The following is a 13,614-nucleotide window of genomic DNA, read 5'->3' as shown; positions in this document are numbered from 1 at the left end:
CGTGAAATTTCAGGAACCCGTGAAACCAGAATCCTTTGAGGGTATAATGGTACTAGAATGGAATGAAATATGATGAGAAGGAATGTGAATGAAATGCGAAGTGAAAATCTGAAAAGACTCATTGCGAAAATCACCCTGATGACCCTGCTGACGGCATCCTCTCCTGTGGTGTTCTCGGCGCCCTTCGGGTCACCGCTCAGTCAGGAGCCCTCTGTGGTCATGGCTGCGGAAACCGGAACGGTGACGGTAACCTGCAGTGCCCTCTGGACCTACAGCAGGGCTGCCTGGTCTGCAAAGATCGAAGTGGTGGGAAAGGGTGCTTCCTTTACAGTGGTGGATAAAGTCACAGTGGATGGCAGGGAGATGTACAGACTGGATAACGGGCGTTACATCACAGCAAATACCGCCTATGTCTCCTTTAAAGCCGCAGGCACCGCGCCGACGCCTTCTGCGCCAGCAGCCACCGGCGAAATGGTCACCACGGCGAATCTCTATATGAGAACAGGCCCTGGCACCAGCTACGAAAGCATCCGCATCATTCCCAATGGAGCCAGAGTGGCGGTATCGGAAAGCAGTAATGGATGGTATAAGGTCACCTATGGCGGGTCCACGGGATGGTCCTCAGGAAATTATCTGAAGAGCGTATCCACTGCGCAGCCAGCGCCGGCACCAGCACCTTCTGAACCGGTAAAAAGCAGTCAGATGACAACCACGGTGAATCTCTATATGAGAACGGGTCCTGGCACCAGCTACAGCAGTGTCAGAATCATCCCGTCCGGTGCAAAGGTCACGGCCTATGAAACCAGAGATGGATGGGTCAAGGTCAGTTATGGCGGATCCACGGGATGGTCTTCAGGAAAATATCTGAAGGCTGTGACAGTGGCAGCTCCTCCGGCAGGGGAAGTCAGCACCAGTTACATGAAAACCACGGTGAACCTCAACATGAGAGCGGGCGTGGGCACTTCCTACAGCGTTCTGGCCACCATGCCGGCAGGGACCGTGGTGCCTGTTTCCGGATCCTCAGGGGGATGGTTCAAGGTGACCTATAACGGAAAGACAGGCTGGGCTTCTGGAACCTATCTGAAGGCTGTGGCGAATTACAGTGAGAAGGTCCTGGACCTTCCCTATATCAATCAGTACAGTCCCGTATATGCGCCCATGGGCTGTGAGGGGGCCAGTCTTCTCATGGCGCTTCAGTACAAAGAAAGCACCAGTATGGGGCTCAAGGAATTCCTCGAGAAGATGCCCAAGACAGAGCGGAATCCCTTCGAGGGATTTGCCAGCACCCCCTTTGCAGTGGTCAAAGGGGATCCTGAAATCTTCCAGTCCATCTTCCCCGAAGCGCTCACCGCCTACGGAAAGAAATATGATGCGAATGTAGTGAATATTTCAGGCTACACCACGGCCCAGCTGAAGGCTGAAATCGACAAGGGGAACCCGGTGGTGGCCTACGTCACCACAAGAGACTATGAGGCGCCCAAGTGGAAAGAGTACGACATGGGTGAAGCAGGCATCGTGAACATCGTGGACAACATGCATGTCATGGTGCTTACAGGGTATAATTCCGAAGGGGATTACCATGTGACAGACCCCGCCAGCAGCAGAAACAAGTACTGGGTTTCCAGGGAAAAGTTCGAAGCTTCCTACAATGCGCTGAAATGGGCAGTGGTTGTGAGATAAGTCGATAGGGAATTCCGGAATCAGGCAAGGCAAAAAAAGCAGCAGCAGAAGAAAAAGAAGCAGAAGAAAAGAAAATGAATGAATAGAAAAAGTCGCCAAGATGCAGCACAGATCCCTGATGCATCTTGGCGACTTTTCATTTTACGGTATAACGGATCGTTTCAGAGAAGATTTTTCCAAGTTACAGCCTGACTTTTCCGAAGAACCAGGGATAGAGCCCCATGGCCACAAAGGTCAGGAGGAAGTAGCGGATGAAATCGAAGAGATTCGTTTCCGGGAAGACCACATGAAGACCTTCTTTGATGAGCAGCACCAGGATGAGACCCACAGCAACGCGCAGCACCTTTCTCAAAAGTGAGCCATCGGTGGTGAAGTTCACTTTCCTCTTTTCCAGGAGGATGCCCAGGAAAAATCCCATGTAGGAGGCCAGGGACTTGATGAAGTCCGTGGACTGGGCGAAGAGAAGTGCCGGGAGAAACAGGACCAGGACAAGGAGATAGAGTTTCAGCTCATCCACTTTCCGGAACAGTGTGGCGCAGACACCTGCCGTAAGTAGTCCCAGCAGAATGCCCGCTACAGCGTCCTTCGGATAATGAACACCAAGATAGAGCCTGGATAATCCCACGAGGATCATCAGTATCATGGTGAGGAGCGTGACCCATCTGTTTCTGAGGTGCAGCGAAAATGCGCCTGCAGCAGCACCCGCACTCTGACTGTGTCCACTGGGAAAGGATTTTCCAGTGGCCGTTTCCGGCCGAAGGGTCCGGATGCCTTCTTCTCCGATGGGACGGCTGAAGGAGAAGAGATCCTTCATGGAGTTGTTCAGAAGATAACTTGTGAACATGGTGAAAGCCAGGACTTCACCGAATTTCTTGTCCAGTGTCCAGTAGATGATGGCAAGAAGGGGAATGATGAAGGTCTCTTCTCCCAGCATGGTGATGCCTTCGAAGAACGTGTCCAGAAAAGGATTGTGTATACTCTGAATGGCGCGCAGAATTTCAAGTTCCATAGGAGTCCTCCAATTGAAAGAATAACATCTGCTTCTACTATAATGCTTCAATGGGCGACAGTAAAGAGAAAGAGGTGTTTGCTGCCGGAGAGGGAGTCCCTTCCTGACGGTGTGGATAAGGAGAGATCCTCTGGTTCTCTTTCCTGAAAACAGCTGGCAAAAGTGCCAACTTCTCCATGATGATGAGAATGAGATTCAATATCAATTAACAATAATAATTATTATTTTATAATGATTCTATTTACAAAATATTTAAACTGATGTATGATGGGAATGAAGAAAAGTCAGTGATATCAATGGGTTGAGAAGAATTCTCAATTAGAAAAGCGGACATAAAAGGAAGATACGGAGCAGAAATTCCGGATTATAAGTAAACGAAGGAGATGATGAAATGATTGCGAGCGTTAAGAATGAAGAAAGAAAAACCATCTTTGATGGCATGAAACCTCATGTGGAACTCATGGCGGCAGGTCTCAGCGGGGGGCTGATTCTTATTGGATGGTACCTTCTGAATCAGGAGGTGGATACCGCTGCTGCAGTGATTTTCGTTTCTGCCTTCGTCATAGGTGGGTATGCCAAAGCGAAGCAGGGCATCGAGGACACCCTGGCCACAAAGAAGCTCAATGTGGAGCTTCTGATGATTCTTGCAGCCGTCGGGTCTGCCCTCATCGGATACTGGATGGAAGGGGCCATCCTCATCTTCATCTTCGGTCTCAGCGGCGCCCTGGAAACCTACACCATGAACAAGAGCCACAGGGAAATCTCATCGCTGATGGATCTTCAGCCGGAAGAGGCCACGAGGATTAAGGGAGAAGAGGAAGAGGTTGTGCCTGTCGGAAGCCTGTCCATCGGGGATCTTCTGCTCATAAGGCCCGGAGAAAGAATTCCGGCGGATGGAAAGATCGTGAAGGGTCAGACAAACATCGACGAATCTTCCATTTCGGGAGAATCCATCCCGGTACAGAAATCCAAAGGGGATGAGGTCTTCGCCAGTACAGTGAATCTCAGAGGAATCGTCACGGTGGAGATGATAAGATCCAGTGACGAGACGCTTTTCCATAAGATCATTGAGCTGGTCCAGTCAGCCCAGAGTGAAAAATCACCTTCCCAGCAGTTCATCGAGCGTTTTGAAGGACCCTATGTCAGAACGGTGCTCATCGTAGTGGGGCTCATGATGTTTGTGCCCCATTATGCCTTCGGCTGGAGCTGGAACGAGACCTGGTATCGAGCCATGGTGCTTCTGGTGGTGGCTTCCCCCTGCGCTCTGGTGGCCTCGGTGACTCCTGCCACCTTGTCCGCCATCAGTAACGGGGCAAGAAACGGGATTCTCTTCAAGGGAGGCGTTCATCTGGAGAATATCGGAAGGATCAAAGTCATCGCCTTCGACAAGACCGGAACCCTGACCAAAGGAAAGCCTGAAGTCACGGATGTCTATGTCCGGGATGGCATCACGAAAGACTACCTTCTTTCTCATGTGGCGGAAATCGAGAGGTACTCCAATCATCCCCTGGCCGGAGCGGTGGTTTCCTATGCAACGGAACAGCTCCAGGAGACTGCGCTCTGCAGAGTGGAAGGGATGGAAGATATCGCAGGATTCGGTGTTCGAGGCACTTTCTCAGGCGTGGAATGGAAAGTAGGCAAGGCGGAGTTTGTCGGGAAAGAGGAAGCGGAGGCTTTTCATGGAGAAATCATGAAGAGGCTCTCAGATGAAGGGAAGACGGTGATTTTCGCCAGAGACGGGGAAGGCATTGCGGGACTCATTGCACTGAAAGACGTGGTCCGGGAAGAGGCGCTGGAAGCCATCCGTACCCTTCAGGAAGAAGGAATCAAAACCGTCATGCTCACAGGAGACCATGAACGGACCGCTGCGGCCATTGCCAGGGAAAGCGGCATTGACCGGTATACGGCCCATTGTCTGCCGGAGTCCAAAGCGGAGGCCATCAGAAAGCTCCAGGAGGAATTCGGCATGGTGGCCATGGTGGGAGACGGCATCAATGATGCCCCAGCGCTGGCTACAGCAACCGTTGGCATCTCCATGGGAGAAGGAAGCGATGTGGCGCTGGAGACAGCGGATGTGGTGCTCATGAAGAATCATCTGCCCCTCATTGCTCAGACCGTGAAGCTGTCCACCCGGATGAACCGGATTGTGAAGCAGAACATCTTTTTTTCCATCACAGTGATCATGCTGCTCATCGCATCCAACTTTTTTCAGGTGGTGACACTGCCTCTTGGCGTGGTCTTTCATGAAGGAAGCACCATCCTCGTGATTCTGAACGGTCTGAGACTGCTCAAAAACTGATCCGGTGCTGAGTGAAGATGAGAATGCAGAGCCTTTTTTAAAAACAGCGGAAAAAATCCCATACCTGCTTAGGAAGCGGGTATGGGATTTCGTTTTATAAGATGGTGCCGGTGGCCGGTCTCGAACCGGCACGGTATCACTACCACGGGATTTTGAGTCCCGCACGTCTGCCAATTCCATCACACCGGCAAATTGATTTTTTGCTTACTTAAAGATGATACCACAACCACATGGAAGAAATCAATAGACAAACCGTGGAGGGAAGCCTTGTACACTTCTTCCGGAACCTTTCCGCTCATGGGTTGAAAGGATGAAAAAGCGTGGTATCATTAGAAATGAAAGAACAAATGGGGGAAGGAAGTTATTTTTATGGAAGATCTACTGAACAAGGCCTATGAGGAAGGAACGAAAGTGGCAGCATCGGGGAATGTGGCCAGCTATATCCCGGAGCTTGAAAAGGGAAATCCGGAGGATGTGGGCTTTGTCCTCATGGATCTAAAAGGGAACTACAAGGCCAGAGGGCAGTATCTCAAGAGCTTTACGCTCCAGAGCATCACCAAGGTCATCACCCTTCTTCTGGCGTTGGAGGACATCGGAGAGGAAGAAGTGTTCAAGCATGTGCACATGGAGCCCACGGGGGACCCTTTCAACTCCATCATGTCCTTTGAAGTGAAGAATCCGGAGAAGCCCTTCAATCCCATGATCAATGCGGGGGCCATGGTGGTGACGTCCTTGATCCGTGGAGAAGGCAAGAAGGAGAAGATCGAGCGGATTCTGAAGTTCACCAGTCTTCTTACAGGTAATAAGGAGACGCATTATGACAGGACCGTGTATGAATCGGAAAAAGCCACAGGAAACAGAAACAGAAGCCTGGCCTATTTCATGAAAAGCACAGGCATCATGAAGGGAGACCCTGAAGAGATTCTGGACCTTTACTTCATGCAGTGTTCCATTCTGGGCACCTGCAAGGACATCGCAACCATCGGGGCGGTTTTGGCGGCAAACGGCATTCATCCTGTGACGGGCGAAAGAGTCATCCGGAAGGAGAATGCGAGAATCGTGAAGACTATCATGACCACCTGCGGCATGTATGATGCATCGGGAGAATTTGCGGTATCCTGCGGTGTGCCGGCAAAGTCCGGTGTGGGCGGAGGAATCTTAGGCGCAGTGCCCGGCAGGTACGGCATCGGCACCTTCGGACCGGCTCTGGATGCCAAGGGCAATTCCATCGCAGGGATCAGGATGATGGAATATCTGTCCCGCAAGCTGGAGCTGAGTATTTTCCAGATCGGTTAAGAAGGCATGGCAAAGTCTCCAATGAAATGGGAATCTTAAGGAAAGATTCCTATTTTTTTCGCCCTTTAATCGGTATAATGATAGGTAGAATATGATTTTAGGGGTGATGCCATGCTCAGGTTTTTAGATGCGGGAGAATCACATGGTCCAGGACTCTGCGCAGTTCTGGAAGGACTTCCTGCCAATTTCAGCATTTCCAGAGAAAAGATCGATGAGGAACTTGCCAGAAGACAGAAGGGCTACGGCCGTGGAGAAAGAATGAAGCTGGAGAAAGACCAGGTAGAGATCATCTCCGGTCTTTCGGAAGGGAAGACCACAGGTGCGCCTGTGACCATCCTCATCCGGAACAGAGACCATGACAACTGGAAAAACAAAGACCCCAAGGATACCTTCGTGTCCGTTCCAAGGCCCGGTCATGCGGACCTCACAGGGGAGTTCAAATACGGTACAGGGAACCTTCGAAACAGCATCGAAAGAAGCTCTGCCAGGGAAACCGCCATCAGAACCGCCGTGGGGGCCATCTGCAGACAGATTCTGGAGGAGCTGGGCATAAGAATCCGCTCCAAGGTTCAGACCCTCTACGGAATCAATGATTCCTTCTGCGACCTTTTTGATGATGGTCTCTATGAGAAGATTGAGAAGAGCCCCATGCGGGTTCTGCGTAATGAAGAGGCCTTCATGAGCTTAGTGGACAGCGCGAAGCGTCAGGGAGACTCCCTGGGCGGATGGGTCTATGCCTCGGTGGAAGGCGTCATGAGGGGACTGGGTTCCTTCATGCACTATGACAGAAGACTGGATGCTTCCCTTGCCGGTGCCGTCATGTCCATACAGGGCGTCAAGGAGGTTTCCATCGGGAATCCCTTCCTGAACTTCACAGGATATACATACCATGACGGTATACTGTACGAAGACGGAGCGCTTATAAGAGCCTCCAACCATGCCGGAGGCATTGAGGGCGGCATCAGTAACGGCGAGAACATCGATGTGTACTGCTACATGAAGCCCATCCCCAGTATCCTTCTGAAACTGCCGTCGGTGGATCTGAAGGAGAAGAAGAATACGGATTCCAGATACGAAAGAAGCGATGTGACCGCGGTGGTGCCGCTTACCATCGTTCTTGAGAACGTACTGGCCTTTGAGCTTCTGAAAGAAGTACTGGAGACCTTCTCCAGAGACAACAAGGAAGAGCTTACGGCAGCCATCAGAATACGAGAAAAACGTTTAGGAGTTTTAAATGAGTAGATTATTGATTATTGACGGAAACAGTATCATGAACAGAGCCTTCTATGCAAACCCCAAGTTCATCACGTCCAAGGGGATGCATACGGGAGCCATCTATGGCTTCATCAACATGATGATGAAGATCAAGGGAGACCTTTCCCCGGACTACATCGTCTGTGCCTTCGACAGAAAAGCGCCCACCTTCCGTCACCTGGAATACGATGACTACAAGGCAGGCAGAAAGAAGATGCCGGAAGAGCTGGCCATGCAGTTTCCCGTGATGAAGGAAGTGCTGAAGCATATGGCGGTGGACATACTGGAGATCGACGGATTCGAGGCGGATGACGTCATCGGTACCTTATCTCTCAAAGCGGAGAATGAGGGGGATGAGGTCTATGTCCTTTCCGGAGACAAGGATACCCTGCAGCTGGCTTCGGATAAGACCAAGGTGGTCATCACGAAAAAAGGGGTCAGTGTGGTGGATGTCTATGACAGAGAGAAGTTCATAGAGGAATTCGGTATCACCCCCACACAGTTCATTGATGTGAAGGGCTTTATGGGTGATGCTTCGGACAACATCAAGGGGGTGCCCGGCATCGGGGAAAAGACCGCCTTCAAGCTGATCAAGGAATACGGCTCCATCGAGAATACCATCGAAAATGCGGAAAACATCACCATGAAGAAGGTGAGAGAGAATCTCATCGCCCATGCGGAAGATGCCATCTTCTCCAAGAAGCTGGCCACCATCATCCGGGATGTGCAGGTGGATATGGACATGGAGCAGCTTAAAAGCTCGGAGGCCTATGACGTCAATGAGCTGAGAAGACTCTTCTCGGAGCTGGAGTTCCGTACGCTTCTGGCGAAGCTTTCCGATGGTCCGGCTGAAGAGGCTGAGCCGAAGGAAGCGGTGAAGATGGACTTTATGGAAGTGGAGCAGCCGGAAGACCTGGAGGGTGCTCTTTCTGATCTGAAGAAGGACATCGCAGAAGATCAGCCCGTGGCCCTCTATTTCGATGTGCACCATGCACCGAAGCTTTCGGAACGGGAAATGAGCTGGATGGTGCTCTCCAGTAGAGACAAGCACCTCTACATCAATACGAAGAACATATTCGCGGACGAGAAAGCGCTGGATGTGCTCAAAGATTTCCTGGAGGATGAGCGCCTGCCGAAGATCTCCTTCGACATCAAAGACGGCCTCACCATTTTCAAGAGACTGGGTATAGAGCCTAAAAGCATCAGCTTTGATGTGAATCTGGCGGCCTATCTTCTGGAACCCACAGACGGAAAGCTGACGCTGAAAGACCTGACATTGAAGAATCTGCCGGAGGCGGCGGTTCCTGAAGGAAAAGACGGAGAAGTCTATCTCACGTCAAAGCTCTTTGACCTCTATGAGAAGTTTTCTGAGGAAATGGAAGAGACGGAGCTTCATGGGCTCTATTACGAAGTGGAGCTTCCCTTGACCGGCATTCTCTCGGACATGGAAATCGAAGGATTTAATGTCAATGAAGCCCTTCTGGATGAGATGACCGTGACCTTCAAGGAAGACATCGATCAGCTGGAAAAGGAGATCTATGACCTGGCGGGAGAAGCGTTCAACATCAACTCGCCGAAGCAGCTGGGGACCATCCTTTTCGAAAGACTGGACCTGCCTGTGATCAAGAAGACCAAGACCGGATACTCCACCAATGTGGATGTGCTGGAAGCTTTAAAGGATAAGCATCCCATCATCGAGAAGGTCATGCAGTACCGAACCGTCACGAAGATCTACAGCACCTATATCGTGGGGCTGAAGGCAGCCATTGATGGAGATGGAAGAATCCATTCCACCTTCAATCAGACCCTGGCCACCACAGGAAGGCTCTCCAGCACGGACCCGAACCTGCAGAACATTCCCATCCGGCATGAAATGGGCAGAGCAGTGAGAAAGGTCTTCATTCCCCACGATGAGGACTCCATTCTTCTTTCCTGCGATTACAGCCAGATCGAGCTGAGAGTGCTTGCCCATATCTCCGGAGACGAAAAGATGATTGAAGCCTACAACGGAGACATCGACATCCATACCAAAACCGCTTCGGAAGTCTTCGGCGTTCCCATGGAAGAGGTGTCCTACGCCTTAAGGAGCAGCGCCAAGGCCGTGAATTTCGGCATCATCTACGGCATGTCCGATTTCAGTCTGTCTCAGGATCTGGGGATCACCAGAAAGGAAGCCAAGGAATACATGGACATCTATTTCTCCAGATATCCCAAGGTCAAGGCCTATCTGGACAACATCGTTCTGGAAGCGAAGGAAAAGGGCTTTGTACGAACCATCATGAACAGAAGAAGATACATTCCTGAAATCAATCAGAGAAACAAGATCGTCCAGGCCGCAGGGGTCCGTCTGGCCATGAACAGCCCCATCCAGGGCAGTGCCGCGGATATCATGAAGATGGCCATGGTGAAGGTCTATGAAGCGCTGAAGGAAAAGAACCTGAAATCCAGCCTGATCCTTCAGGTCCACGATGAACTGATTCTGAACACCAGAAAGGATGAGCTGGAGACGGTGAAGAAACTGGTGAAGGAAGAGATGGAGAATGCAGTGAAGCTGAAGGTGAAACTCCAGGCGGAAGAGTCTGTGGGAGAAACCTGGTTTGAGGCGTAGGTGATTCTATGGTGAAGATCGGACTTACAGGTGGCATCGCCACTGGAAAGACCACCATTTCGAAATACCTTTCCTCTCTGGGCATCCCGGTCATCGATGCGGACCTTATTGCACGAGAAGTGCTGACGATATATCCTGAGATTCTGGAGTATCTCCGAAAAACCTACGGAGACCGTGTCTTTTCGGGTGGAAAGCTCGACAGACGGGCTCTGGGCAGGATCCTTTTTCAGGACAAGGAAGCGCTTTCGAGTTATCTTCAGGTGATCATGCCGAGAATCCGGCAGGAAATCGAAAAGAGGCTGGAGAAATCAGAGGAAGAGTGTATTGTTTTAGATGCGCCGCTGCTTTTTGAAGAAGGGTTCCAGAAGGATGTGGATCTGACCATCACTGTGTATGCACAGGAGAGGGTGCAGCTTCAGAGACTGAAGGAACGAGACGGTTTTACGGAAGAAGAGGCAAGAAGACGGATCAGTGCCCAGATGGACCTGAAAGAGAAGATGGACCGTTCCACCTATGTGCTCAACAACAGTGGAGCTCTGGAGGACACCATAAGGGATCTGCATGCGATTCTTGATAAGATAGGTATAAAATATGGTAAGAAAGAAAGAGAAAAGAAAAAGAGGGATCCGTGGACTTAGTATTTTCATGAGTCTACTTCTGCTGGTGTTGGCATCAGCCTATGTGCTCTATGGGCGGCTGTTTCCCATGGAGCATGAAAAGACCGTTTCAGCCTATGCGAAGGAGTATGACGTGGACCCTTTTCTGGTCTATGCTGTGATTCACACGGAGTCCAGGTTCAGAGAAGATGCGGTTTCTCCGGCAGGGGCCATCGGTCTCATGCAGGTGACGCCGGATACGGGGCAGTTCATTTCCGAGCAGCTGAAGATCTCCTCCTTTACGGAAGAATTGCTGAAGGACCCGGAGCTGAACATCCGAATGGGCACCTGGTATCTCAGCTATCTCAAGGAAAGCTTTCCCAGGGTGGAAACGCTCCTTGCAGCCTATAATGCCGGACCGAATCGGGTCAGGACATGGCTTGAAGATGAGGATGTTTCAGATGGAGAAATCCTCACGGATATTCCTTTTGAGGAGACCAGAAACTACGTGGAGCGAGTCCTTCAGAGGGAGAAGATCTACCGGCTCCTCTATTTCTACAAGTAGGCATCTGAAAAAAGACCTTAAAAAAGAGATCGACAGATAGAAAAGACAGGCAACCTGTGCGGGAAGAGTTTCTCTTCTCTGCGAGATGCCTGTCTTATTTTGCTTTATTACAGCGCTGGAAGCGCTCTTTCTATCGTCCGTTGTCGTCTTTCAGGGCGGTTTTAATGAGTTTCACCACACTGCCTGTATTTCCGTAGTTCAGTGTACCGAAGCGGTAGATCTTCACGGAAGCGAAGGCGGTGAAAACCGCTGTGAGAATGAGAATCCCATAGGATATGGCCACGGTGAACAGGGATACGCTGGTGATGGCATACCGTACAAACATGACCATGAAGGAAGTGAAAGGGAAGTAGGAGGCGATCTTCAGGATGATGCTCTCATTGGAAAGTCCCAGAGAGAACATGGCGATGAAGTAGGCGGCCATGACGAACATGGTCACAAGGGTTGTGGCTGAGGGCACATCTTCCACTTTGGTCATGAGGGCTCCGATGCTCGCATAGACGAAGAGGAAGAGGAAATAACCGGTGAAGGCGAAGATGAAGTAGACCAGAAGAAGCATCGGATCCACATTCATATTGAGAAAATCAAGAATCTCCTCATCGTAGTTTCTGTAGTTCAGCCTGTATCCTGCAAAGAGGGTCACACCCATGAAGAGAGCCTGAATGATTCCGGCTGTGCCCGATGCCAGGACTTTTCCGATGATCAGGCTGTTGGAATCAGAGCTTGTGATGAGGATCTCCATGGTGCGGTCGCTTTTTTCTCTGGCTACATAGGTGGCCACGTTGTTTCCGTAGAACATGATCATCATGAAGGTGAGCATGATGAGGATGTAGACCACCCAGTAGTTGTTCTGGACATCCTTGCCAAGGACGATGGGCTCCTCCTGGGTGATGGTGATGCCGCTCATGATGCTTCTAATGGCTTCCACGTCATGACCGCCTTCCTGCAGCGCCAGGTCTTCATTTACGAGGCGAAGGGCGGAATCCATGAGGTAGTCTCCACCGGAATACATGGCGACGTTATTGACCACGCTGACATAGTCCGTGGAGGATTTCAGGATGTAGCCGGAGCTCACCTCTTCCTCCAGCACCGCTTCCTTCAGCGCCTCTTCACTCTCATAAGGAAGAAGCGTCACACCTGGCAGCTTTTCACCTAGATGCGTAAGCGTGATTTCGTCCGATTCATTGTAGATGCCGAAGGTTCCTTCCTGAAAAGCCCCTTCCTCCCCCGTATTCTCTCCACCCATGATGCTCTGGAGGGTGGGGAGGGTGGTGACCACGAGAATCAGAACGCAGATGATGACTGTGGTGACGATGTAGGCCTTCTTCTTCAGAAGGCTGCTCAGTTCAAAGAGATAGACGGTTTTCAGATTTCTCATAGTTTGTCACCTGCCGTTTCCACAAAGATTTCAGTCAGGGAAGGAAGATAAGGAGAGAAGCTTCTGACTTCCACACCTTCCTCCAGCAGTCTTTTCATGATCACCGAAGGATTGTCTTCTCCGGGGACATGGACGATGTAGGAGGTCTTGTCTTCTCTGATATGGGTTTCTCCAAAAGAGGAGAGCGCTTTTCTCAGCATGTTCTCATCCGACTTGGCTGCGGACAGACGAATGCGGTTTTTTCCTCGCTCCGTCTTGATTCTGCTGAGGTTTCCCGTCAGAACGATTTCGCCCTGGTTGATGAGGGTGATCTCGTCACAGAATTCCTCCACATAGGACATCTGATGACTGGAGAAGATCACCAGCTTGTTGTCTGAGATGAGTTCCACAATGATATCCTTGAGGACCATGGAATTCACCGGGTCCAGTCCGCTGAAGGGCTCATCCAGTATGACAATGTCAGGATTGTTCACCAGAGACTGCACAATCTGGATCTTCTGCTGGTTTCCCTTGGACAGGGTCTCGAGTTTTTTCTTCTTGTAGGCGGAGAGGTCCACCCGGTCCAGCCAGTAGTCGATGTTTCTTCGGAGCTCGTTCTTGTCCCCGCCTCGGAGTTTTCCGAAATACTCCAGCTGATGGGCAATCTCCTCTTTGGGATACATGCCTCGTTCTTCGGGCAGGTAGCCTACCTTGTAGTCTTCCGGACGGAAGATCTTTCCGTCCAGAATGAATTCCCCCTGATTCTGCCTGAAAACGCCCATGAGCGCACGCAGAGTGGTGGTTTTTCCGGCACCGTTTCTACCGAGAAAACCCATGGCTTTTCCGCTTTCCACCTCAAAGGAGATGTCCTTGAGAATCTTCACGTCGGAAAAACTCTTGTGTATGTTTTTCACTTCCAGTTTCATTTTCTTCTCCTTGTTTGACCAAAT

The 13,614-nt window shown here is 50.7% G+C and carries 10 protein-coding genes and 1 tRNA gene; 7 read left to right on the top strand and 4 right to left on the bottom strand.

The window, feature by feature from the left end; genetic code table 11:
* The first annotated feature begins 93 nt into the window (after positions 1–93).
* Positions 94–1,680 (top strand): SH3 domain-containing protein, encoded by a 1,587-nt coding sequence (locus tag J3A84_RS03640; protein ID WP_207598653.1) that lies wholly within the window; start codon positions 94–96, stop codon positions 1,678–1,680.
* A 181-nt stretch (positions 1,681–1,861) separates the two neighbouring features.
* Here the strand turns inward: J3A84_RS03640 and J3A84_RS03635 are convergent, their stop codons facing one another.
* Positions 1,862–2,689 (bottom strand): phosphatase PAP2 family protein, encoded by an 828-nt coding sequence (locus tag J3A84_RS03635; protein ID WP_207598652.1) that lies wholly within the window; start codon positions 2,687–2,689, stop codon positions 1,862–1,864.
* A 391-nt stretch (positions 2,690–3,080) separates the two neighbouring features.
* On the opposite strand from J3A84_RS03635, the gene J3A84_RS03630 reads away from it, so the two are divergent.
* Positions 3,081–4,988, top strand: coding sequence for a heavy metal translocating P-type ATPase (locus J3A84_RS03630; RefSeq protein WP_207598651.1), 1,908 nt, complete (start codon positions 3,081–3,083; stop codon positions 4,986–4,988).
* 102 nt (positions 4,989–5,090) lie between these two features.
* On the opposite strand, the gene J3A84_RS03625 is transcribed toward J3A84_RS03630, so the two are convergent.
* Positions 5,091–5,177: transfer RNA gene (locus J3A84_RS03625), tRNA-Leu, on the bottom strand.
* Positions 5,178–5,357: 180 nt separating this feature from the next.
* Here J3A84_RS03625 and glsA point away from each other — a divergent pair.
* The 5 genes from glsA to J3A84_RS03600 all read left to right on the top strand — a co-directional run bounded on the left by glsA (position 5,358) and on the right by J3A84_RS03600 (position 11,307).
* The gene (gene glsA, locus J3A84_RS03620) at positions 5,358–6,284 is read left to right on the top strand and encodes a glutaminase A (protein WP_207598650.1); all 927 of its coding nucleotides are present in this window, start codon (positions 5,358–5,360) and stop codon (positions 6,282–6,284) included.
* Between the two features lie 111 nt (positions 6,285–6,395).
* Positions 6,396–7,526 carry a chorismate synthase gene (gene aroC / locus J3A84_RS03615; protein ID WP_207598649.1) on the top strand — a complete coding sequence of 377 codons (1,131 nt, stop codon included), beginning with the start codon at positions 6,396–6,398 and terminating at the stop codon, positions 7,524–7,526.
* The gene (gene polA, locus J3A84_RS03610; protein ID WP_207598648.1) at positions 7,519–10,146 is read left to right on the top strand and encodes a DNA polymerase I; all 2,628 of its coding nucleotides are present in this window, start codon (positions 7,519–7,521) and stop codon (positions 10,144–10,146) included. The genes aroC and polA overlap by 8 nt, the downstream gene beginning before the upstream one ends.
* Before the next feature lie 8 nt (positions 10,147–10,154).
* The gene (coaE, locus tag J3A84_RS03605) at positions 10,155–10,784 is read left to right on the top strand and encodes a dephospho-CoA kinase (protein WP_207598647.1); all 630 of its coding nucleotides are present in this window, start codon (positions 10,155–10,157) and stop codon (positions 10,782–10,784) included.
* Positions 10,738–11,307, top strand: a complete 570-nt coding sequence (locus J3A84_RS03600) for a lytic transglycosylase domain-containing protein (protein ID WP_207598646.1) — start codon at positions 10,738–10,740, stop codon at positions 11,305–11,307. The genes coaE and J3A84_RS03600 overlap by 47 nt, the downstream gene beginning before the upstream one ends.
* 130 nt (positions 11,308–11,437) lie before the next feature.
* Here the strand turns inward: J3A84_RS03600 and J3A84_RS03595 are convergent, their stop codons facing one another.
* Positions 11,438–12,685 (bottom strand): ABC transporter permease, encoded by a 1,248-nt coding sequence (locus J3A84_RS03595; protein WP_207598645.1) that lies wholly within the window; start codon positions 12,683–12,685, stop codon positions 11,438–11,440.
* Positions 12,682–13,590, bottom strand: a complete 909-nt coding sequence (locus tag J3A84_RS03590) for an ABC transporter ATP-binding protein (protein ID WP_207598644.1) — start codon at positions 13,588–13,590, stop codon at positions 12,682–12,684. Before J3A84_RS03590 ends, J3A84_RS03595 begins: the two co-directional genes overlap by 4 nt.
* Positions 13,591–13,614 lie beyond the last annotated feature (24 nt).

Origin of the sequence: Proteiniclasticum aestuarii (genome assembly GCF_017368455.1) — a bacterium.
Lineage (GTDB): Bacteria > Bacillota > Clostridia > Clostridiales > Clostridiaceae > Proteiniclasticum > Proteiniclasticum aestuarii.
Note: the sequence above shows the minus strand (reverse complement) of the source record. Positions and strands in the feature narration are given on the sequence as shown.

Bases quoted from the DNA above. Each gene is read 5' to 3' on its own strand.
- J3A84_RS03640 (WP_207598653.1), top strand. From the start codon at position 94: ATGCGAAGTGAAAATCTGAAAAGACTCATTGCGAAAATCACCCTGATG.
- J3A84_RS03635 (WP_207598652.1), bottom strand. From the start codon at position 2,689: ATGGAACTTGAAATTCTGCGCGCCATTCAGAGTATACACAATCCTTTT.
- J3A84_RS03630 (WP_207598651.1), top strand. From the start codon at position 3,081: ATGATTGCGAGCGTTAAGAATGAAGAAAGAAAAACCATCTTTGATGGC.
- glsA (WP_207598650.1), top strand. From the start codon at position 5,358: ATGGAAGATCTACTGAACAAGGCCTATGAGGAAGGAACGAAAGTGGCA.
- aroC (WP_207598649.1), top strand. From the start codon at position 6,396: ATGCTCAGGTTTTTAGATGCGGGAGAATCACATGGTCCAGGACTCTGC.
- polA (WP_207598648.1), top strand. From the start codon at position 7,519: ATGAGTAGATTATTGATTATTGACGGAAACAGTATCATGAACAGAGCC.
- coaE (WP_207598647.1), top strand. From the start codon at position 10,155: ATGGTGAAGATCGGACTTACAGGTGGCATCGCCACTGGAAAGACCACC.
- J3A84_RS03600 (WP_207598646.1), top strand. From the start codon at position 10,738: ATGGTAAGAAAGAAAGAGAAAAGAAAAAGAGGGATCCGTGGACTTAGT.
- J3A84_RS03595 (WP_207598645.1), bottom strand. From the start codon at position 12,685: ATGAGAAATCTGAAAACCGTCTATCTCTTTGAACTGAGCAGCCTTCTG.
- J3A84_RS03590 (WP_207598644.1), bottom strand. From the start codon at position 13,590: ATGAAACTGGAAGTGAAAAACATACACAAGAGTTTTTCCGACGTGAAG.